Below are 20,001 nucleotides of genomic sequence, written 5' to 3'. Positions count from 1 at the left end.
TACATTATAAGTTACTTTCCTATAAAAACTATACACACACCTCTCAAAACCCTTAAAATAACTGATAATTTATAGATATAGAACCATAAATTATAGTCGGCAACCTTAAAATGAGATAATTTTGTAAAAGGAAGTCGTTAATATATCATTTTGATTTCAGTTGATATAAAAACGATAACTTATAAAGTTTGAAATTAAGTATTATATAGTTTGAGTTAGTTTTTTTTTAATTGAAAATAAGCAGTTATAATTTTATAGCTGCTTTTTTTATGTTCTTTCATCAAACATCATTTCATATTAAAACAAAAAAAAGCCACCAATAAAGGCAGCTTTTATTTAGAGTGACTAACTCAAAATAATTATATATGTTAATAATTATTTTTTCTTTTTCTCGGCTAGAGTTTCTTTTATTATTAAACCCGCATCTGTAGCTCCATGAATTTCGGCATATTTAGCAGCTGTCATTTTTTTAGAATTCTTAGCTTTTAAATCTGCTCCATGTATTATTAAAAGTTCCAGAATTTCAGTTCTGTTAAACTTTGCGGCATACATAGCCGGCGTCATGCCATTAGAAATTTGATTCACATCTTCTCCTAAAGATAACAACTTCATAACAGTATCAATATCACCCAAAGCGATAGAGACACAAAAAGAGTTCACTTTAAAATAGCGTACACTTTCTAAAGTATTAGGAGTTGAATTTAAAGGTGTTGCATTTACTGTTCCTAAAGAAAAGCATAAGGCGATTGCGGAAATAATGATTGATTTTTTCATGATGAAAGATTTTTGATTTGATTAAATTGATTATGTTTTTTGATATACTTAAAAGACGACGGAAACTTAAAAGTGTTACATAAAAAATAAAAAACATTGAGTTTTCATCATTTAATTTCAATATAATTAAGCAAAACCTCCATTTTCAAACATATTAACAAACCCCTATTAAATAGGCTATTTTCAGGCTATATTTAATGGTCACTTAGGCCAAGTTATGTATCTTTGTAGTGTTTCATAAAATTTTTAAATAAAATGAATAAAAAAGTAATCTTAATGATTCTAGACGGTTGGGGAAACTCTCCAGACCCAAAAGTTTCAGCTATCGATCATGCAAATACACCTTTCATAGACTCTTTATATAAAAAATACCCATTCGCTACTTTAAGGACCGATGGTCTGCATGTTGGCTTGCCAGAAGGCCAAATGGGAAATAGTGAAGTTGGCCACATGAATTTAGGAGCCGGTAGAATTGTGTATCAAGATTTAGCTAAAATTAACTTAGCTATAGAAAAAGACACGCTTAAAGATGAAAAAGTATTAATAGATGCTTTAAAATATGCTTCTGACAATAATAAAAATGTTCACTTTTTAGGTTTACTAAGTGATGGTGGTGTACATGCGCATACTAGCCATTTACGTGGTTTTATTGATGCTGCTAACAAAGCAAACGTAAACTCTTATGTACACGCTTTTACAGATGGTCGTGATGTAGATCCAAAATCTGGTAAAGGTTATGTTGAAGCTTTACAAAAATATACTGAAGGTACAAAAGCTAAAATAGCAACCATTACAGGGCGTTATTATGCCATGGATAGAGATACGCGTTGGGAACGTGTAAAACTAGCTTACGATGCTATTGTTAATAATGTGGGTACTAAAACAGATAACCCTGTTGCAGAAATTCAGGCTAACTATGATAATGATATTACCGATGAGTTCATCAAGCCATTAATTATCACAGAAAATAATGAAGCTGTAGCTAAAGTAGAAAAAGATGATGTTGTAATCTTCTTTAATTTTAGAACAGATAGAGGTCGTGAGTTAACCGAAATGTTAAACCAACAAGATTTCCCAGAATACGATACCCAAAAATTAGATTTATACTATGTAACCATCACAAACTATAGTGATGCGTTTAAAGGTATAAAAGTGATTTTCAATAAAGATAATATTACAGAAACACTTGGTGAGGTTTTATCCAAAAATGGAAAAAAACAAATTAGAATTGCCGAGACTGAAAAATACCCACACGTAACATTTTTCTTTTCAGGCGGACAAGAAACTCCTTTTGAAGGCGAATCTCGAATTTTAAAAAACTCGCCAAAAGTAGCGACTTACGATTTACAACCAGAAATGAGTGCTTTTGAGTTAACCGACGCTTTAGTTCCTGAATTACAAAAAGGAGAAGCCGATTTTGTTTGCTTAAATTTCGCAAATGGTGATATGGTTGGGCACACTGGTGTTATGGAAGCTGCAATAAAAGCTTGTGAAGCTGTTGATACTTGTGTAAACAAAGTAGTAACAACAGGTTTAGAAAACGGATACACTACCCTATTAATTGCCGACCACGGTAACTGTGAAACCATGATTAACCCAGATGGTTCTCCAAATACAGCGCACACAACAAACCCAGTGCCTGTTATTTTAATAGATAACGAATTAAAAAGTATTAAAGATGGTGTTTTAGGAGATATGGCTCCAACTATTTTAAAACTTATAGGTGTAGAGCAACCAAAAGCAATGACGCAACATCCTTTAATTTAAAATACAATAACTTAGGCTTTGTAAACTACCGTTAATAATTATGAATTTTAATAACACAAAAATAATTGCTGTCGATTTTGACGGCACGATAGTAGAAGATGCTTATCCTAAAATAGGAAAGCCTATGATATTTGCTTTCGAAACCTTAAAAAAGTTACAACAAGAAGGGCATCGTTTAATTCTATGGACCTACAGATGTGGTAGTAGATTAGACGAAGCCGTTGCTTTTTGTGAAGAAAACGGTATCAGTTTTTATGCTATAAACAATAGTTTTTCTGGTGAAGAATATACTAGTGATATTAGTAGAAAAATTAATGCTGATATTTTTATTGACGACAGAAGCATTGGCGGCTTTATTGGTTGGGGAGAAGTTTATCAAATACTTACCAACGAAACACCAGTAATTCCAAAACAGAAAAAAGGCTTTTTTAGCTTCTTGAAATAGCTTGAATTTGAAGTCTCTTCATTTCAAACAAAATTCAATCCTAGCAATTTAAGTATCTTTGACCTTATTTTTTAGAATATGATAGTAATAAAAACAAAAGAAGAAATTGAATTAATGCGCGAAAGTGCCTTAATAGTATCTAAAACATTAGGCGAAGTTGCCAAGGCATTAAAGCCAGGTGTAACAACGCTTCAACTTGATAAAATTGCCGAAGAACATATTAGAGACCATGGTGCTATACCTGGTTTTTTAGGCCTTTACGATTTCCCGAATACGCTTTGCATGAGTCCGAATACACAAGTAGTACATGGTATTCCTAATAATACACCTTTAGTTGAAGGCGATATTATTTCGATAGATTGTGGTGCTTTAAAAAACGGATTTTATGGCGATCACGCTTATACTTTTGCAGTAGGAGAAATTGCTCCCGAAACCGAAAAACTACTTCAAGTTACTAAAGAATCTTTATACGTTGGTATTCGCGAATTTAAGGCGAATAACCGTGTGGGAGATGTTGGTTATGCCATTCAAAAACATTGTGAAGATCATGGTTATGGTGTCGTTCGTGAATTAGTTGGTCATGGATTAGGTGCAAAAATGCACGAAGATCCAGAAATGCCAAACTATGGTAAACGCGGTAGAGGTAAAAAGTTTGTAGATGGTATGGTAGTTGCCATAGAGCCAATGATTAACTTAGGAACACACCGTATTAAACAACATAGAGACGGTTGGACTATTACAACTTTAGACGAAAAACCATCGGCACATTTTGAGCACGACGTAGCTTTAGTAAACGGTAAACCTGAGTTACTTTCAACCTTTGCTTATATTTATGATGCTTTAGGTATTACTTCTAATGAGGAAGATGAATTCCGCCAAAACGCATTAGTACTTTAAATGAATACATCCATAAAATCTATTGAACTCGCACTAAAACCGTTGCGAGAAAAACTCAATTCGCATAAATTATACAGTGATTTAGCTTCGGTTGAAGATATTAAAACATTTATGGAACAGCATGTTTTTGCTGTTTGGGATTTTATGAGTTTGCTAAAAGCGCTTCAAAATCATTTAACTAACACATCGGTACCTTGGACCCCTGTAAAACATCCTTCTACGGCTCGTTTTATAAATGAAATTGTTCTAGGAGAAGAAAGTGATGTTAACGAGCTAGGCCAACCTTACAGTCATTTTGAAATGTACTTAGATGCCATGCAACAAATTGGAGCAAGCACAACAGATATAAATAAATTTATAAAAAACATAGTAGCTGGCGCTTCAGTTTCTGATGCGCTAACTGCTTTAAATTTACCAAAAGAAACTCAAGCTTTTGTAGATTTCTCTTTTAAAACCATTGCCACTAATGCACCGCATAAAATTGCTGCTGCTTTTACCTTTGGAAGAGAAGATGTAATTCCCGATATGTTTTTTCAAATTATTAAACAATCGGAACAAAAACACAAAGCCTCTTACAGTAAACTTACTTATTATTTGGAGCGCCATATAGAATTAGATGGTGATGAGCATGGCCCATTATCTTTAAAAATGGTTGAAGAATTATGCCAAAACGATTCTCAAAAATGGGATGATGTTTTAGAAACTGCACAAGATGCGCTAAAATATCGTATTGCGCTTTGGGATGGCATTTCAAACTTAATTTCATCAACAGAAGCTCTAGAAGCATAAACATTGAAAAAACTTTTTAAACTTATATTAAACACCATTCCGAGACCTTTATTAATAAGGTTAAGCTATGTTATTCGTCCGGTTTTAGCTTTCTTTTTAAGAGGAAATACTTTTACCGACCCTATAGACGGAAAGGGGTTTAAAAGTTTTTTACCATACGGTTATGGGCAACAACGTAATAATGTTTTATCGCCTTCTACATTAAGTTTAGAGCGCCATAGATTACTTTGGTTGTATCTAAAGAATGAAACCGATTTCTTTTCTTCGGAAAAAAAAGTGCTTCATTTTGCTCCCGAACAGTGTTTTTTGAAACGCTTCAGAAAGTTAAAAAACTTAGATTATACTACTACAGATTTATTATCGCCTATTGCTGATGTAAAGGCTGATATTTGCGATTTACCTTTTGAAGATAATAGTTACGATATTATTTTTTGTAATCATGTTCTAGAGCATATTCCAGATGATACCAAAGCCATGCAAGAGCTTTACCGTGTTCTTAAACCCGGTGGCATGGGCATTTTTCAAATTCCGCAAGATTTATCTAGAGTTACTACTTTTGAAGATGATACTATTACCGACAAAGCAGAACGTGCCAAAATATTCGGACAGTATGATCATGTTCGTGTTTATGGCCGAGATTATTTTGATAAGCTACGCAGCATAGGTTTTAAAGTAGATGAAGTAGATTATACCGCAAACCTTTCCGCGGAAGCGATAAAAGAATACTGCTTAGCTCCAGGTGAAATTATTCCTGTAGTTTATAAATAACATTTTTAGTTTTTCTTAATATTATGACACAATCTATTATACTTGCAACAGGAGCCATTTTTGGTATGTTATCTGTAATTTTTGGTGCTTTTGGAGCGCATGCTTTAAAGAAAATACTATCGACAGACCAATTACAAAGTTTTGAAGTTGGAGTAAAATACCAAATGTATCATGCTATTCTGTTAGTTGCATTGGGTTTGAATCCTGAATATGTAACGATGCCAATGTATTGGTGCTTTACCATTGGTATCGTGTTGTTTTCTTTTAGTATTTATGGATTAATACTATCGGATGCTCGAGGTAAGAAGTTAAAATTTCTGGGACCTATTACTCCTCTAGGTGGTTTACTTTTAGTAACCGGTTGGTTGCTTTTGTGCATTGCTGCTTTCTAATAAAATTAAGGCTAATCAGTTATTTTTAATTTTCCCCAAAGCCATTCAAGCTTAAGGTCTCGAATTCATTTTTATCATTTTCAAATATTAGAAACACTTTTAATTCAGGATGCGCTTCTAAAAAAGTCTTCACCCCTTCTATTCCCATAGCTTTAAATGCGGTAGCATAAGCATCTGCCGTCATGCAATTATCTGCAATTACAGAAATGCTTAACAGGTTCGTTTTACTCGGATAACCCGTTTTTGTATCAATAATATGTGCATAACGATTACCATTAGCATCTACCTTAAATTTTCTATAAGTACCAGATGTTGCCATCGCTTTATCTTTTAAAGAAAGTACTTTATTAATAGATTGTGTACCGTTAAAATTAGGATTCTCTACACCTACTGTCCAAATCTTTCCACTGGCTTTATTAGAACCTCTTGCTCGTAATTCTCCCCCAATATTGATTAAATAATTTTTAACTTTTTTACTTTCAAGAAATTCTCCAACCACATCCACGCCATAGCCTTTTGCTATAGCATTGAAATCAATAAAAGTTCCTTCTGGTTTAATAATTCCATCTCCTTTTAAAGAAACCTTATCCAACCCTACAGATTGCATAAGCTTATCGATTTTAAGGCTATCTAAATCCATTATTCTTCCTTCCGGACCAAAATCCCATGCATTAACTACAGCTCCAATAGTAGGGTCGAAAGCACCATTAGTTGCTTTATAAATAGCTTCGGAATTAGAAAAAACTGTTTTAAAGTGATTATCTATATTAACCAACTCATTTCGATTGAGTTTTGAAATATCAGAATTATCAATATAGGTAGACATTGATGTATTAATTACAGCAAACAAACTGTCGAGTTGTGCTTCATAATTAGTATCTGTATCGTAAGTTACTTGGTAAAAAGTTCCGAAGACGGAACCTTCTAATTGTGTGTTTTCCGCAGTGGTTATTATTTTATTAGGAGCTTTCTCTTTACAAGCAGAAATCACTAAACAGCAGAGTACTAATTTTAATATATTCATTTAATTTAAATTAGTTTCTAAAACCTGTATACCGTTATATTCCAACAAATACTCTTCGTTTAAATAAAGTGGTTCACTTTCACCTTTAACACTCCCAATTCCAACGCCTGCATATAATACTTTAGCATCATTTTCTCTTGCATGTTTTTTAAAGCTTTCCATCCAAACCACATCATAATTATTTGGATTTTCAGGAAGAATTACTGCTCTCACAATTACAAAGAAATACTGCTTAGTTTTATCCATGCAAACAAATTGCGGATGTCTTTTTAGTTTACTATTTATAGCGATAAACTCGAAACCACGGTGTTCTAAATCTTTACCAACATGGTTCATGGCTAAATTATGAAGTTCTTGTTTTGATAATGCTTTGCTCATGCTGCAAAAATAAGTAACCCTATTTAAACCGCACAAATTTAAAGCTAAGAAATGAATAATATTACGCGCTCATAGGTAGCGAAAAACAAAATGTGGTGCCCATGCCTTTTTCTGAAGTAAACCATATTTTCCCAGAATGCGATTCTACAATTTTTTTACAATGTGCTAAACCAATTCCGGAGCCTTCATATTCTAATCTAGAATGTAACCTTTGAAAGATAGCAAAAACACGATCTTGATACTCTTTGGCAATACCAATACCATTATCAGTCACCGAGAACTTCCAATACTTCTCAGCACCATTATCAGTGTCTTCTCCTTCTGAAATTTCGGTACATTCAATATTAATTCTTGGTTTTACATTAGGGTCTCTAAATTTAATACCGTTTGTAATTAAATTTTGAAAGAGTAAACGTAACTCAACTTCATTACCTTTTATAATTGGCAAATCTTTATAACTAATTTCTGCTTCAGTATTTTTTATTGTGTTCTGTAAATCTGCCGTTAAAACATCTAACAAGGGCATGCAATTAACATCTTCAAAAACTTTAGTTCTACCTAATCTGGAATATTGTAAAAGCGCATCTATTAACTTTTTCATACGAACACTCCCCTCTTTGATGAAGCCTAAAATCTGCTGACCATCTTCATCAAATTGGTTATGATAATCTTCGCTTAAAACATCAATAAAACTAGAAACCGTATTCAAGGGTTCTTGTAAATCGTGACTTGCGATATAAGCGAATTGCTCTAATTCCTTATTTTTTGACGTTAATAAGGTAGATTGCTTTTTTATTTCTTTATGCTGAATACTTAAGCGAATGTTTAATTTTTTATTTTTAACATAAGCAAATAGTAACGATAAGCAAGCAATAAATAGCAAACTAGATAATATCGATAAGATGATATTATGCTTTCGCTGCGTATCGATTATAATATTCTTCTCTTCAAGTATAGCCGCTTTTTCTTTTATATGAGTTGTTTGGATTTCTAATGTTTTTTGATGATTTAAAATTTCATTATTTACAGAATCAATCTCATTTTGTTGTCTATTTATTTGGGTAATTTGTTCGTCTAACTTCTTTTCTAATTCCCTTTCTAAATTTAGATTTTCGGCTAATTGTCTTGCCTGCAATTCACTATCTAAAGCTAATGTTTTTAAAGAATAATCTTTAATATAAATAACTTCATCCTTTTCACTAATGGCATTAATTTGATTGCCAATTGTTTTAATCTGGCTTTCAATAATTTTCTTTTGTTCTTTATTCTCCCTATTAGCGATGTAAAGTTTTTGTTCAGCTTTTTTATAAAGAGACTCTTTAATTTCTTTTGAGGTTACGGCGTGCCCTGCAAGTATTGGTGTAATTTTAAGCTTAGCCTCTCTTATGTATTGGCGGTTAATATCGTATTTGTAACCATCGTCTACTTGCACCATGTTAATCATTGAGGAACTTGTAGGGTAGCCTTCGGTGATAATAAGCACTTCTAATCCTTTACTTTCTTCTAGAATAGATTTTAATAAATACTCGTAAGTGCTATTTACATAAACAACATTATAGTTTTTTATATCTTCTAGATTATTTATTCGATCTACCTGGATAAGCTTTTCAAAGATTCTTCTGTTTTTTGAAATTTTAGACAGACTATTTTTAATCTTATCTGGTCCCATAACCCCAATTTTGAAGGTTGTAATTTTAGATATTTTAGACCATTTAACTTCTTCTGTTAAGTTAAAGACCATAACAGCGCGTTGCTCTTCAACGGAAGAAACTTGATTGTTTTTCACATCTTGTCCATACGATAGCGTAGTAAACAAAAATATACACAGGAATAGACCAACAAACTTTGGAAACCCAATTGCAGTGTTTTTAAAAGCGAACATAGTAAAACCAATGTCGCCATTTAAATATTTAAAATAATTGTTTAGCATTCTATATTACTCCATTCAAAAAACACCTTTAAAAGAAACTTAAAAAGGGTATTATTAACTTGATATTATTATATAATACCAGTATGTGTTATTTATTATTTTTGAGGGGACAAATGGAATAATTAACTCTTAATTTCAAGCTATATTATTAACTTAAACATTACTTATTTATATTTTCATTAACTACTTAACTTCAACAAAACATCATTAAACAGTTTTGAATCTAAAGGTTTTTTTACAAAATCTAAAAGTGTGTTGTACGTTTTAAATTGATTTATATCATTTGGGTCATCTGAGGATGAAAGAATAACTATTTCGATATCCTTAATTAATCCTGAATCTATTTTATAAAATACATCTAAAAATTCCCAGCCATTCATAGCAGGCATATTAATATCTAAAAAAATAATATCAGGTCTATCCTGTGGGTTTAACACCTGCTTCTCAAGGTAATCTATAGCCTCAAAAGCGCTATCTACTAATACAGTAGAACTAACGTTAGCGTTTTTTTTAGCGATATGTTTATTTAAAAAATTGGTCGCCTTATCATCATCGATGAATAAAATTCTCAATTGTTTATCTACAATACTCATGTTATTTAGAAAATAAGTTCTTACCTATAAAAATTCAAGATGAATTCCTACGTGCTAATTTAATCATTTTATCGGTTATACGCCTTTATTTTCGACGAAATACACTAATATTAACTTTTTCATCATTTAAACTCAAGACAACAACAACGAGACACATCTCAAAATCAGAGTGTAAGAAAAAAAATTCAACTTAATTTAAAGCAAAAAAAACCAACACTTTCGTGTTGGTTTTTTTAATATATATTGATTTTAGAGATTATCCTCCAAAATCATCAAATCTAATATGCTCATCAGGGATTCCGAAATCTTCACCCATTTTTTGCACTGCTTTATTCATTAAAGGTGGTCCACAGAAGTATAATTCTATATCTTCTGGTGACTCATGCAATGATAAATAGTTATCGATAACACAGTTGTGAATAAATCCAACAAAACCGTCTCCTGGTGCATCTATAGTTTCTTTTACTTTCCAGTTATCTTCTTCCATTGGTTCAGATAATGCTAAGTAGAATTTAAAGTTCGGGAACTCTTTTTCTAACTCGTAAAAATGATCTAAATAGAATAACTCACGTTTAGAACGTCCACCATACCAATATGTTACTTTACGACCTGTTTTTAAGGTTTTGAATAAGTGATATAAGTGAGAACGCATTGGTGCCATACCTGCACCACCACCAACGTAAAGCATTTCACTCTCAGACTCATTGATGAAGAATTCACCGTAAGGTCCAGAAATAGTTACTTTATCTCCTGGTTTTTGGTTAAATATGAAAGACGACGCGATTCCTGGATTTACATCCATCCAGCCACCTTTGGCACGATCGAACGGAGGACAAGCCACACGTACGTTTAACATGATTTCTCTTCCTTCTGCAGGGTAAGAAGCCATAGAGTAAGCACGTTCTATTGTCTCTGTATTCTTCATAACCAATGGCCAAAGTTTAAACTTATCCCATTCTGCTTGAAATTTGTCTGGAGTTTCGTGTTCTTCAGGGTGTGCTGTAATATCCATATCAGAATATTTTACTTCACATGGAGGAATTTCAATTTGAATATACCCACCTGCTTTGTAACCCATATCTTCAGGGATTTCAACAACAAACTCCTTAATAAACGATGCTACGTTATAGTTACGAACTACAACAGCTTCCCATTTCTTAATTCCGAATACTTCTTCAGGAATGGTGATATCCATATCTTGTTTCACTTTAACTTGACAAGCTAAACGTGCACCATGTTTCAATTCTTTTCTTGTAAAGTGAGGTACTTCCGTTGGTAAAGCTTCACCTCCACCAGAATTTACGTGACATTCACATTGAATACAAGTTCCACCACCACCACAGGCAGATGGTAAAAATATTTTAGAATTTCCTAAAGTTGAAAGTAAACTTGCTCCAGAAGCAACTTCGATTTCTTTTTCACCATTAATGGTAATCTTTACAGGTCCCGATGGTGATAGTTTTTGTTTTACAACTAATAATAAACCAACGAGTAAAAGTAAAATGATTAAAAAAGCAATTACTGTTACTCCAATTGTTCCTATTGTACTTGCGGCTAATATCATATTACTCATTTACTTTTATGTTGTTAGCTAACACTTCTTTGTTATCCTTTGCAGAATCTACTTTTGCAGTTGTTTCCTCCTTTGGTGCTTCTTCATCACCTCCAGTTAACATACCTCCAAAACTCATGAATCCAATCGCCATTAAACCAGTAATGATGAATGTTATACCTAAGCCTCTTAATGCAGGTGGTACATTTGAATATCTAATTTTTTCACGGATAGCTGCAATAGCTAAAATCGCTAAAAACCATCCAATTCCAGATCCTACACCGTAAACTGTAGCTAAACCTAAAGTTGGTATTTCACGAGATTGCATAAATAATGATCCCCCTAAAATAGCACAGTTTACTGCAATTAATGGTAAAAAGATACCTAATGAATTGTATAATGATGGTGAGAACTTCTCTACCACTATTTCTACTAATTGTACCATGGTTGCAATAGTTGCAATGAACATGATGAATGATAGGAAACTTAAATCGTAACTAGCATACTCTTCACCTAACCAAGATAAAGCACCTGGTTGCAATAAATACTGATCTAACAACCAGTTTAAAGGCACGGTAATCGCTAATACAAAAATTACGGCTGCTCCTAAACCAACAGCTGTACTTACTTTTTTAGATACCGCAAGGTAAGAACACATCCCTAAGAACGTGGCAAATACCATGTTGTCGATAAATATTGATTTGAAAAATAACTCTATATATTCCATTTTTTTTATAGTATTCAGTTTTCAGTTTTTCAATTTTCCGTAGGTTAAAAAAATCTACAGCAATTAATCTAACTGCTCACTAATTAATGATCTTCTACTAATGCTGTATTTCTGCTACGTTGTATCCAGATAATTATTCCAACTACTATTAAGGCCATTGGTGATAATAACATAAAACCGTTATTCTCGTAACCAATAGCGTATAATCCTGTTTTTTCGATTGGATCACCTAATACTTTAAATCCTAATAAAGTACCAGAACCTAAAAGCTCTCTAAAGAAACCTACTAGAATAAGAATTAAACCGTAACCAGCAGCATTACCAATACCATCAAGGAAAGATCTCCAAGGTCCGTTTGCTAAAGCAAAAGCTTCAAAACGTCCCATAATGATACAGTTAGTAATAATTAAACCAACAAATACAGAAAGCGTTTTACTTAACTCATAAGCATAGGCCTTTAATACTTGATCGACAATAATTACCAAAGCGGCAACAACAACCAATTGTACAATAATTCTAATTTTAGAAGGAATAATATTTCTCATTAAAGAAATAACAACATTTCCTATTGCTAATACGGCCATTACTGAAACAGCCATTACAATAGATGCTTTTAACTCCGCAGTAATTGCTAAAGCAGAACAAATACCAAGTACTTGAATAGTAATTGGATTATTATCTGCTAATGGATCTGTGATTAACTTGGCGTCTTTTTTTGATAAAAGTCCCATAAATTAATTGTTTTTTAAGTTTTTAAAGAACGGCTCATAAAGCTTTAAATCGCTTTTAATCATTGCTGCAACACCATTACCTGTAATAGTAGCTCCTGCAATAGCATCGACTTCGTTATCTGTTTTATCCTCGTTTTTTGGATCGGCATTACTTTTAGAAACCTCAATACCTTTAAAACGGTCTGCGTTATCTAATAAATGCTCACCAATAAAATCGTCCATAAAGAAACGTTGCTTAATATTAGCTCCTAAACCAGGTGTTTCTCCTTTGTGATCAAAATAAGCACCTTGTATTACCATGTTTTCGTCCATAGCAACATATGCCCAAATAGCATCCCAAAGTCCTTTACCACGAATTGGTGCAATGTAAAATGTTTTACCATCCTTTTCACCTTTTAATAAAGGTAAGCGTCTTGCAATACCAGCTTTCGCATTGGTTTGTTCCTTTTTAATATCGATTAAATACGCTTGGTCATCTTGGGTAACTTTACCATCTTGAATAACCAATTGTTCTTTAATGTATTTATTGAATAATTCTGGTGCTTTATCTGTTGAAACAAAGTTAGCACTACTTTCATCATTTTCGTTTACGCCCATTGCATACAAAATGTTTTGTTGCTTTTCTAGACGTTTGTTCTCATCAATATTTGGTTTCAAAGATGATGCTGCAAAGGCTAATAATGAACCTACAACCAACACCATAACAACGGCGAAAATTATAGTATATGAATTTTTATCTGTTCTACTTTCCATCGTTATGCAACTTTAGCTTTTAAACGTTTCATTCTTTTCTTCACATTCCCTTGTACCACATAATGGTCAATTGTTGGTGCAAACACATTCATTAATAGAATAGCTAACATTACACCTTCTGGATATGCTGGGTTGAATACACGAATCATAATAGAAAGAAATCCTATTAAGAAACCATAAAACCATTTCCCTTTATTGGTTTGCGACGCCGTAACTGGGTCGGTAGCCATAAACACGGTACCAAAAGCAAAACCACCAATAAGTAAGTGATGCCAAAATTCAGTACTCATTAATCCGTAAAACTTACTTGTTTCAGTAATCCATCCAGAACTAACAACACCATTAAATATTAAGCCCATTACTAATGCGCCAACACATGATGATAACATTATTCTCCAGCTTCCAATTTTAGCAAATACTAAAAATAAACCACCTAAAATAATAAGTAACGTTGAAGTCTCTCCTACTGATCCCGGAATAAACCCTAAGAACATATCGGCAACAGAATGTGTTACTGCTTTTCCTTGAGCTAAAGTTCCTAAAATAGTTTCACCAGAAATGGCATCTAAATTAGCACCAGCTGCAATTTCATTCGTTCTTTCAACGGCACCTTCTACCCATACTTTATCTCCAGACATCCATGTAGGATATGCAAAGAATAAAAAGGCTCTAATGGTTAATGCTGGGTTTAAGATATTCATCCCTGTTCCACCAAAAACTTCTTTACCGATAACCACACCAAATATAACGGCAACAGCTAACATCCATAAAGGAATATCAATTGGTACAATTAATGGCACTAGCATACCTGTTACTAAGTATCCTTCTTCTACTTCGTGACCTTTAATTACAGCGAATAAGAATTCAATTCCTAAACCTACACCGTAAGAAACGATTACTAAAGGAATAATTTTCCAGAAACCAATCATGAAGTTATCTAATGCCCAAAACTCAGGACTAAAAAAACCTGCTGTTACAGCTTGAATTTCTCCTACCTGTAAGTTGTGTTGGTAACCTGCGTTAAACATACCAAACAATAAACATGGCACCATAGCCATAATTACTGTATTCATGGTACGCTTTAAATCGTCGGCTGCTTTTATATGAGTTCCATTATGTGTGGTCTCATCTGGCAAGTATAAAAAGGTATGGATTGCATTAAATGCAGGAGCCATTTTTGTCCCTTTATACTTTAGTTTTAATTTATGTAAATTATTTTTTAAACCCATTATCCTATTTCTTTAAGCATTAAGTCTAAACCTTCTCTAATAATTTTTTGATGCGGTTGTTTAGATACACATACAAACTCGGTTAAAGCGAAATCTTCTGGTGCAACTTCGTACATTCCTAAAGCTTCCATTTCGTCTAAATCTTTATACATACAAGCTTTTAAAATTTGCATAGGATAAATATCTAAAGGAAAAACTTCCTCGTAAACTCCAGTCGTAACAAAAGCACGATGCTCACCATTAGTATTGGTGTTTAAATCGTATTTTTTAGTTTTACTTAACCATGAGAATGTCATGGCTCTAGAAGTAGAAATTTTATTAAACACAGGTTTGTTCCATCCAAAAAGCTCATAATCATCACCTTCAGGAATAACAGATACTACATTGCTGTAATAATCTAAATTTCCGTCTGGTTTAATTTGCTTTCCAGATAATACATTTCCAGAAATAACACGATCGTTACCACCTTTAGAAACACCTTTATCGTAAATTAAAGTAGAAATTTCGCTACCAATAATGGTTTTAAAATATCTTGGTTTTTCAACCGAAGAACCTACTAAAGCTACAATACGTTCAGCATTAAACTTACCAGTTAACAAAAGTTCTCCAATAATAACTAAGTCTTGAGCACCAACGGTCCAAACCACTTCGCCTTTATTTACTGGGTTCACTTTATTAATAAGTGTACCAACATTCCCTGAAGGATGTGGTCCTGAAACTGTATGTGTAGTAACACCTGTTAAACCAGCAAGTGGCGAGCTAGAAGTACCAACTGAAATGTGCACAGCACCTTCTGTTAGTTTTCCTAAAGCCGTTACCGCAGCTTGCAATTCAGCTTCTTTACCTTTTAAAGTAAAGTCTAAATCGGCAGCCAATGGCGCGCTAGCATACCCCGAAATAAAAATCGCTTTTGGCGACTTATTCGGATTTGCAATCACATCATACGGACGTTGTTTTACAAACGGCCAGCATCCTGATGCTAACAAATGTGCTTTTACAGATTCCGCTGTGGCACTGTTTAAATCAAATGCTGCTAAATCTGCGTATACTTGCGATTTATCGGCTTCAATTTTAATAGCGTCTATGCGTCTTTTTGGTCCACGTTGTACTTCTATCACTTTCCCTGAAACTGGCGATGCGAACATAACCGACTCCTGAGATTTATCGAAAAACAAAGTATCTCCAGCTTTTACTGAAGTCCCTTCTTTTGCAACAAGTTTTGGAATTACGCCGTGAAAATCCTCTGGCCTTATAGTGTAGTAGTTACTGATAATCGCTTGTTCAACGGTTTTATCAGCTTCGCCTATAAGTTTAATGTCCAGACCTTTTTTGATACGGATGTCGTTTGACATATTTATTTTTATTGAAATTAGTTGTCTAAAAATCGGTGCAAAAATACAAATAAATACCTAAATTATTCGTCCTAAAAAATGCTTATCATTTATTTATATTAATTCTAAATAACTAAATTTAATTAGGCATAGATTTTGTTTATATTTACACACAAAACTATAATGAATATGCATTCTAAGGTAATAAAAATATTTTTAATCGTACTCCTGCCTACTCTTGTTTTTTCACAGGTTAAAGAAGTAAATCCGCCAGATTATATTAAAACTATAAATTTTAAAAGTAACACGCCTGAAACCCAACTTCCTATATTAAAATTAGGCGAATATGTGGTTTTAGAGTTTGATGCTTTAAATGGAGAAGAAGCCGATTACTACTATAAAATCGAGCATTTCAATTCCGATTGGACTCCTTCAACACTTATAAAATCAGAATTCCTGAGCGGCTTCGATAACCAACGTATTCGCGATTACGAGAATTCATTAAACACCTACCAAATATTTTCGCATTACAAACTCACCATTCCTAATCAATTTACTAAAGGCTTACTGGTTTCTGGAAACTACATGATTTCGGTTTACAATGACGAAGATGAGCTTCAGTTTTCTAGAAAATTTATGATTTATGAAGATAAAACAGCTGTTGGCGTAAGTGTAAAACGCTCTAGAAACATCGAATTTATAGAACAAAAACAACGTATAGAACTCATAATTACTTCAAATAATATTCAATTAAACAACCCAACTCAAACGGTAAAAGCTGTTATTATTCAAAATAATAATTTAAACAATGTTATTACCAACATAAAACCTCAATATACGCTTGGCAACCAACTTATTTACAGATACGATAGTGAAACGAGTTTTTGGGCAGGTAACGAATTCCTGTTTTTCGAAAATAAAGATGTTCGTGCCGCTAATACAGGCATTCAGTTTATAGACTTAAAAGACCTTTACCACAACTACCTTTACACCAATATGCCGCGCGCCAAAATGCCGTACACATACAATCCAGATATTAACGGTAATTACCTTATCACCAATGTAGACGCCGATGATGCCAGCATTGAAGCCGATTACGTGTGGATGCATTTTTCTCTACGTGGCGACGACTTTTTAACCAATAAGAACGTACATATATATGGAAACTTTAATAACTATGCTATAGACGATAGCACAAGAATGATTTTTGATGAAGCCAACAATCGCTTTATCAACACCATGCTTTTAAAACAAGGTTTCTACAACTACAAATATATTGTAGTTAACGATGATGGTACTGTGGACGATGGTGCAGTGAGTGGTGATTTCTGGCAAACCGAAAACAATTACAAAGTACTTGTTTATTACCGCGATCTAGGCGCTCGATACGATAAAATAATTGGTTTAGGCGAAGCCAGTTCGGTAAACATCACAAATTAATACGTTAATATTATAAAATCGACAAAATACAGGGTAAGAAATGCATTTCAACTAATTTATTCGCCAAACCCGTTGAAATCAAGTACTAACTCTTTAATATTTATTATTTTAGCAAAGTAAATTGCTTAATCAATCATGGTACAACAAGTTACATCCGGCATTAAAATTTCGGTAGTTACAAACTTCGAAGGTTCATTTTATAAAAACTATAAAATGCAATACGCCTTTGGTTATACCGTAACTATAGAAAACCAAAGTAAAGATTCTGTGCAACTTTACGCGCGTCATTGGGAAATTCTAGACGCCTTAAACAATGTTGAAACCGTTATCGGCGAAGGCGTAGTAGGTAAAAAACCGGTTTTAAAACCTGGAGAATCTCACACTTACACCTCTGGCTGCCTACTCACCTCTCCTTTTGGTGCTATGCAAGGGCATTACAACATGGTTAACTTTACAACCACTAGAAAATTCCAAGTTACTATCCCTACATTCAAATTGAGCGCTACTTTTGCTATCAATTAATTTCTGAATTTATTTTAGTTTAGCGTTACCCGAAAAGGGTCGGGCTTTCCGCTATATCTTTATTTGTGCAGTATCATTTCGGCTTAGCAACACGCTATTTTCTAAATCCAAACTTTACGGCTTTCAACTAATTAAAAGGCTTGCACAAAAAAGGATGTCGCATCAATCCCTAACGCAATTATCCGCAAATATTTTCACATCACCTAAATCTATTCTCGCCCGCATATCAACACTGCATTTCACAAATAGATAACACCTTCTTAAAAAATAAAACACCGCTCCTACTGTAACATTTCAACTCAAATCGTTACTTATATATAAAGCAGCTACTTTTAAATATTCTTAAGATTATTAACCAATAACCTTAAACACGCTTGTTGAATATCTCAACAGTGTTTCACTTTAAAATATAAAATTATGGGAGGCGAAGGATCAATGATGGCTGCAAACCAGTCATTAAAAAACAATAGAAGTTTAACCGCAAAACGCAAAGAAAAAGGAGCGTTATCTGGCAGTTATGCCAATATAGAATTAAAAGAGTTTCCAAAAGCAACACAAGAACAACTAGACACTATAAAGGAGCAAACCATAACGGATAACAAAAAAGCTTTAATACAAACCATTGTGTTTTTCATAATCGCCAGCCTAGGTTTACTTATCGCTGCACACTACTTATTCTAACAAAAAAAAGAGCTGCTAGATTTAAAAATCTAGCAGCTCTTGATATATATAAGTTTTTTAAAGAACTAGCTTACTACTTCTTTAATACGCTTAATAGCTTCAATAATTTGTTCTTGCGAAGCTGCATAAGAAATACGAATACAGTTAGGGTTACCAAAAGCATCTCCCGTTACTGTTGCCACTAAAGCTTCTTCTAATAAATATAAAGAAAAATCGGTAGCATTATTTATTGTTTTTCCTCTTAACGTTTTTCCGAAGTAATAAGATACATCTGGGAATACGTAAAACGCACCTTCTGGCGTGTTTGAGTTAAAACCTGTAACATCGTTCAATAAGTCTAAAACTAAATCACGACGCACTTTAAATTCATCTATCATGTATTTTACAGCACTCGGATCTGCGTTTAAAGCAGTAATTACAGCACGTTGTGCAATACAGTTAGCACCACTAGTAATTTGACCTTGCATTTTATTACATGCACGAGCAATTTTTTCTGGAGCACCAATAAAACCAATACGCCATCCCGTCATAGCAAAAGCTTTCGAAACACCGTTTACAGTAATAGTGTTATTATACATATCATCAAATTCTGCTATACTTGCGTGACCAGAACCATAGTTAATATGCTCGTAAATTTCATCTGAAACTACATAAATATTAGGATATTTAACCAATACATCGGCTAAAGCTCTTAACTCTTCTCTACTGTAAACCGATCCACTGGGGTTACATGGAGAACTAAACCACATCATTTTGGTTTTAGGCGTAATAGCCGCTTCCAATTGTGCAGGTGTCATTTTAAAATCTGTATCGATAGATGTTGCAACCTCAACTGGCACACCACCGTTTAACTTAACAATATCAGAATAACTTACCCAGTAAGGACAAGGTAAAAGCACCTCATCACCATCATTTAACATAACAGCCGCTATATTTGCCAAACATTGTTTAGCTCCTGTAGAAACAACAATTTGTGGTAAAGTATACGTTAAATTATTATCACGTTTAAACTTTGTAATAACTGCCTCTTTCAACTCTACATAACCATCTACTGGCGAGTAAGAATTGTAATTATCATTCACAGCTTGAATAGCTGCTTCTTTAATAAAATCTGGCGTGTTAAAATCCGGTTCCCCAAGACTTAAACCAATAATGTCTTTGCCTTCGCCTCTTAATTCGCGCGCTTTGGCAGCCATAGCTAACGTTGCCGAAGTAGCCATGTTTAAAATTCTTTCAGATAATAATTGCATGAAATGTGTTTATGAAGTAAATATAAAG

The 20,001-nt window shown here is 33.4% G+C and carries 21 protein-coding genes; 9 read left to right on the top strand and 12 right to left on the bottom strand.

Translation table 11 applies throughout. From position 1 onward, the window contains the following. Nucleotides 1–375 precede the first annotated feature (375 nt). Nucleotides 376–774: an ankyrin repeat domain-containing protein gene (locus tag V6246_RS12720; RefSeq protein ID WP_341560846.1), complete on the bottom strand. Its 399-nt coding sequence runs from the start codon at nucleotides 772–774 to the stop codon at nucleotides 376–378. A 255-nt stretch (nucleotides 775–1,029) separates the two neighbouring features. On the opposite strand from V6246_RS12720, the gene gpmI reads away from it, so the two are divergent. From gpmI to V6246_RS12690, 6 genes are all read left to right on the top strand, one after another. Beyond that, nucleotides 1,030–2,541: a 2,3-bisphosphoglycerate-independent phosphoglycerate mutase gene (gpmI, locus tag V6246_RS12715; RefSeq protein ID WP_341560845.1), complete on the top strand. Its 1,512-nt coding sequence runs from the start codon at nucleotides 1,030–1,032 to the stop codon at nucleotides 2,539–2,541. Between the two features lie 40 nt (nucleotides 2,542–2,581). Continuing rightward, nucleotides 2,582–2,986: a BT0820 family HAD-type phosphatase gene (locus V6246_RS12710; RefSeq protein WP_159019649.1), complete on the top strand. Its 405-nt coding sequence runs from the start codon at nucleotides 2,582–2,584 to the stop codon at nucleotides 2,984–2,986. A 78-nt stretch (nucleotides 2,987–3,064) separates the two neighbouring features. Continuing rightward, complete coding sequence (map, locus tag V6246_RS12705; protein ID WP_341560844.1) at nucleotides 3,065–3,883, top strand: type I methionyl aminopeptidase; 819 nt, start codon at nucleotides 3,065–3,067, stop codon at nucleotides 3,881–3,883. Continuing rightward, entirely contained in the window at nucleotides 3,884–4,672 is a 789-nt protein-coding gene (locus V6246_RS12700; RefSeq protein WP_341560843.1) for a DUF3050 domain-containing protein, read from the top strand. A 3-nt stretch (nucleotides 4,673–4,675) separates the two neighbouring features. Continuing rightward, nucleotides 4,676–5,440: a class I SAM-dependent methyltransferase gene (locus V6246_RS12695; RefSeq protein WP_341560842.1), complete on the top strand. Its 765-nt coding sequence runs from the start codon at nucleotides 4,676–4,678 to the stop codon at nucleotides 5,438–5,440. A 23-nt stretch (nucleotides 5,441–5,463) separates the two neighbouring features. After that, nucleotides 5,464–5,832 (top strand): DUF423 domain-containing protein, encoded by a 369-nt coding sequence (locus V6246_RS12690; RefSeq protein WP_341560841.1) that lies wholly within the window; start codon nucleotides 5,464–5,466, stop codon nucleotides 5,830–5,832. Nucleotides 5,833–5,857: 25 nt separating this feature from the next. On the opposite strand, the gene V6246_RS12685 is transcribed toward V6246_RS12690, so the two are convergent. The 10 genes from V6246_RS12685 to V6246_RS12640 form a co-directional block, all read right to left on the bottom strand. Then, the gene (locus V6246_RS12685) at nucleotides 5,858–6,856 is read right to left on the bottom strand and encodes an FAD:protein FMN transferase (protein WP_341560840.1); all 999 of its coding nucleotides are present in this window, start codon (nucleotides 6,854–6,856) and stop codon (nucleotides 5,858–5,860) included. After that, nucleotides 6,857–7,234 (bottom strand): Na(+)-translocating NADH-quinone reductase subunit F, encoded by a 378-nt coding sequence (locus V6246_RS12680; protein WP_159019643.1) that lies wholly within the window; start codon nucleotides 7,232–7,234, stop codon nucleotides 6,857–6,859. Between the two features lie 61 nt (nucleotides 7,235–7,295). Next, a complete protein-coding gene (locus V6246_RS12675; protein ID WP_341560839.1) occupies nucleotides 7,296–9,164 on the bottom strand; it encodes a YfiR/HmsC family protein in 1,869 nt (622 codons plus the stop codon). Between the two features lie 179 nt (nucleotides 9,165–9,343). After that, nucleotides 9,344–9,757 (bottom strand): response regulator, encoded by a 414-nt coding sequence (locus V6246_RS12670; protein ID WP_341560838.1) that lies wholly within the window; start codon nucleotides 9,755–9,757, stop codon nucleotides 9,344–9,346. A gap of 256 nt (nucleotides 9,758–10,013) precedes the next feature. Beyond that, nucleotides 10,014–11,321 carry an NADH:ubiquinone reductase (Na(+)-transporting) subunit F gene (gene nqrF / locus V6246_RS12665; RefSeq protein ID WP_341560950.1) on the bottom strand — a complete coding sequence of 436 codons (1,308 nt, stop codon included), beginning with the start codon at nucleotides 11,319–11,321 and terminating at the stop codon, nucleotides 10,014–10,016. A 1-nt stretch (nucleotide 11,322) separates the two neighbouring features. Next, nucleotides 11,323–12,036: an NADH:ubiquinone reductase (Na(+)-transporting) subunit E gene (gene nqrE / locus V6246_RS12660; RefSeq protein WP_341560837.1), complete on the bottom strand. Its 714-nt coding sequence runs from the start codon at nucleotides 12,034–12,036 to the stop codon at nucleotides 11,323–11,325. Between the two features lie 83 nt (nucleotides 12,037–12,119). Then, nucleotides 12,120–12,767 carry an NADH:ubiquinone reductase (Na(+)-transporting) subunit D gene (locus V6246_RS12655; protein ID WP_341560836.1) on the bottom strand — a complete coding sequence of 216 codons (648 nt, stop codon included), beginning with the start codon at nucleotides 12,765–12,767 and terminating at the stop codon, nucleotides 12,120–12,122. A gap of 3 nt (nucleotides 12,768–12,770) precedes the next feature. Continuing rightward, the gene (locus tag V6246_RS12650) at nucleotides 12,771–13,520 is read right to left on the bottom strand and encodes a Na(+)-translocating NADH-quinone reductase subunit C (protein ID WP_341560835.1); all 750 of its coding nucleotides are present in this window, start codon (nucleotides 13,518–13,520) and stop codon (nucleotides 12,771–12,773) included. Between the two features lie 2 nt (nucleotides 13,521–13,522). Beyond that, nucleotides 13,523–14,749 carry an NADH:ubiquinone reductase (Na(+)-transporting) subunit B gene (locus V6246_RS12645; RefSeq protein WP_159019638.1) on the bottom strand — a complete coding sequence of 409 codons (1,227 nt, stop codon included), beginning with the start codon at nucleotides 14,747–14,749 and terminating at the stop codon, nucleotides 13,523–13,525. After that, complete coding sequence (locus V6246_RS12640) at nucleotides 14,749–16,101, bottom strand: Na(+)-translocating NADH-quinone reductase subunit A (RefSeq protein ID WP_341560834.1); 1,353 nt, start codon at nucleotides 16,099–16,101, stop codon at nucleotides 14,749–14,751. The genes V6246_RS12645 and V6246_RS12640 overlap by 1 nt, the downstream gene beginning before the upstream one ends. Nucleotides 16,102–16,269: 168 nt before the next feature. Here V6246_RS12640 and V6246_RS12635 point away from each other — a divergent pair, with 168 nt between their 5' ends. From V6246_RS12635 to V6246_RS12625, 3 genes are all read left to right on the top strand, one after another. Then, entirely contained in the window at nucleotides 16,270–17,520 is a 1,251-nt protein-coding gene (locus V6246_RS12635; protein WP_341560833.1) for a type IX secretion system plug protein, read from the top strand. 135 nt (nucleotides 17,521–17,655) lie between these two features. Next, nucleotides 17,656–18,042 carry a Co2+/Mg2+ efflux protein ApaG gene (gene apaG, locus V6246_RS12630; protein WP_042495695.1) on the top strand — a complete coding sequence of 129 codons (387 nt, stop codon included), beginning with the start codon at nucleotides 17,656–17,658 and terminating at the stop codon, nucleotides 18,040–18,042. 417 nt (nucleotides 18,043–18,459) lie between these two features. After that, nucleotides 18,460–18,723 (top strand): hypothetical protein, encoded by a 264-nt coding sequence (locus V6246_RS12625; protein WP_341560832.1) that lies wholly within the window; start codon nucleotides 18,460–18,462, stop codon nucleotides 18,721–18,723. 65 nt (nucleotides 18,724–18,788) lie between these two features. Here the strand turns inward: V6246_RS12625 and V6246_RS12620 are convergent, their stop codons facing one another. After that, nucleotides 18,789–19,973 carry a pyridoxal phosphate-dependent aminotransferase gene (locus V6246_RS12620; protein ID WP_159019634.1) on the bottom strand — a complete coding sequence of 395 codons (1,185 nt, stop codon included), beginning with the start codon at nucleotides 19,971–19,973 and terminating at the stop codon, nucleotides 18,789–18,791. Nucleotides 19,974–20,001 lie beyond the last annotated feature (28 nt).

It is taken from the genome of Algibacter sp. TI.3.09 (assembly GCF_038154905.1).
Taxonomy (GTDB): Bacteria; Bacteroidota; Bacteroidia; order Flavobacteriales; family Flavobacteriaceae; genus Algibacter.
This window is presented reverse-complemented; position numbering and strand designations above follow the sequence as displayed.

Coding starts and splice junctions, on each gene's coding strand:
- V6246_RS12690 (WP_341560841.1), top strand. CDS start 5,464: ATGACACAATCTATTATACTTGCAACAGGAGCCATTTTTGGTATGTTA.
- V6246_RS12625 (WP_341560832.1), top strand. CDS start 18,460: ATGGGAGGCGAAGGATCAATGATGGCTGCAAACCAGTCATTAAAAAAC.
- V6246_RS12700 (WP_341560843.1), top strand. CDS start 3,884: ATGAATACATCCATAAAATCTATTGAACTCGCACTAAAACCGTTGCGA.
- V6246_RS12720 (WP_341560846.1), bottom strand. CDS start 774: ATGAAAAAATCAATCATTATTTCCGCAATCGCCTTATGCTTTTCTTTA.
- map (WP_341560844.1), top strand. CDS start 3,065: ATGATAGTAATAAAAACAAAAGAAGAAATTGAATTAATGCGCGAAAGT.
- V6246_RS12645 (WP_159019638.1), bottom strand. CDS start 14,749: ATGGGTTTAAAAAATAATTTACATAAATTAAAACTAAAGTATAAAGGG.
- V6246_RS12620 (WP_159019634.1), bottom strand. CDS start 19,973: ATGCAATTATTATCTGAAAGAATTTTAAACATGGCTACTTCGGCAACG.
- V6246_RS12640 (WP_341560834.1), bottom strand. CDS start 16,101: ATGTCAAACGACATCCGTATCAAAAAAGGTCTGGACATTAAACTTATA.
- gpmI (WP_341560845.1), top strand. CDS start 1,030: ATGAATAAAAAAGTAATCTTAATGATTCTAGACGGTTGGGGAAACTCT.
- nqrF (WP_341560950.1), bottom strand. CDS start 11,321: ATGATATTAGCCGCAAGTACAATAGGAACAATTGGAGTAACAGTAATT.
- V6246_RS12675 (WP_341560839.1), bottom strand. CDS start 9,164: ATGCTAAACAATTATTTTAAATATTTAAATGGCGACATTGGTTTTACT.
- V6246_RS12680 (WP_159019643.1), bottom strand. CDS start 7,234: ATGAGCAAAGCATTATCAAAACAAGAACTTCATAATTTAGCCATGAAC.
- V6246_RS12710 (WP_159019649.1), top strand. CDS start 2,582: ATGAATTTTAATAACACAAAAATAATTGCTGTCGATTTTGACGGCACG.
- V6246_RS12635 (WP_341560833.1), top strand. CDS start 16,270: ATGCATTCTAAGGTAATAAAAATATTTTTAATCGTACTCCTGCCTACT.
- V6246_RS12685 (WP_341560840.1), bottom strand. CDS start 6,856: ATGAATATATTAAAATTAGTACTCTGCTGTTTAGTGATTTCTGCTTGT.
- nqrE (WP_341560837.1), bottom strand. CDS start 12,036: ATGGAATATATAGAGTTATTTTTCAAATCAATATTTATCGACAACATG.
- apaG (WP_042495695.1), top strand. CDS start 17,656: ATGGTACAACAAGTTACATCCGGCATTAAAATTTCGGTAGTTACAAAC.
- V6246_RS12650 (WP_341560835.1), bottom strand. CDS start 13,520: ATGGAAAGTAGAACAGATAAAAATTCATATACTATAATTTTCGCCGTT.
- V6246_RS12670 (WP_341560838.1), bottom strand. CDS start 9,757: ATGAGTATTGTAGATAAACAATTGAGAATTTTATTCATCGATGATGAT.
- V6246_RS12655 (WP_341560836.1), bottom strand. CDS start 12,767: ATGGGACTTTTATCAAAAAAAGACGCCAAGTTAATCACAGATCCATTA.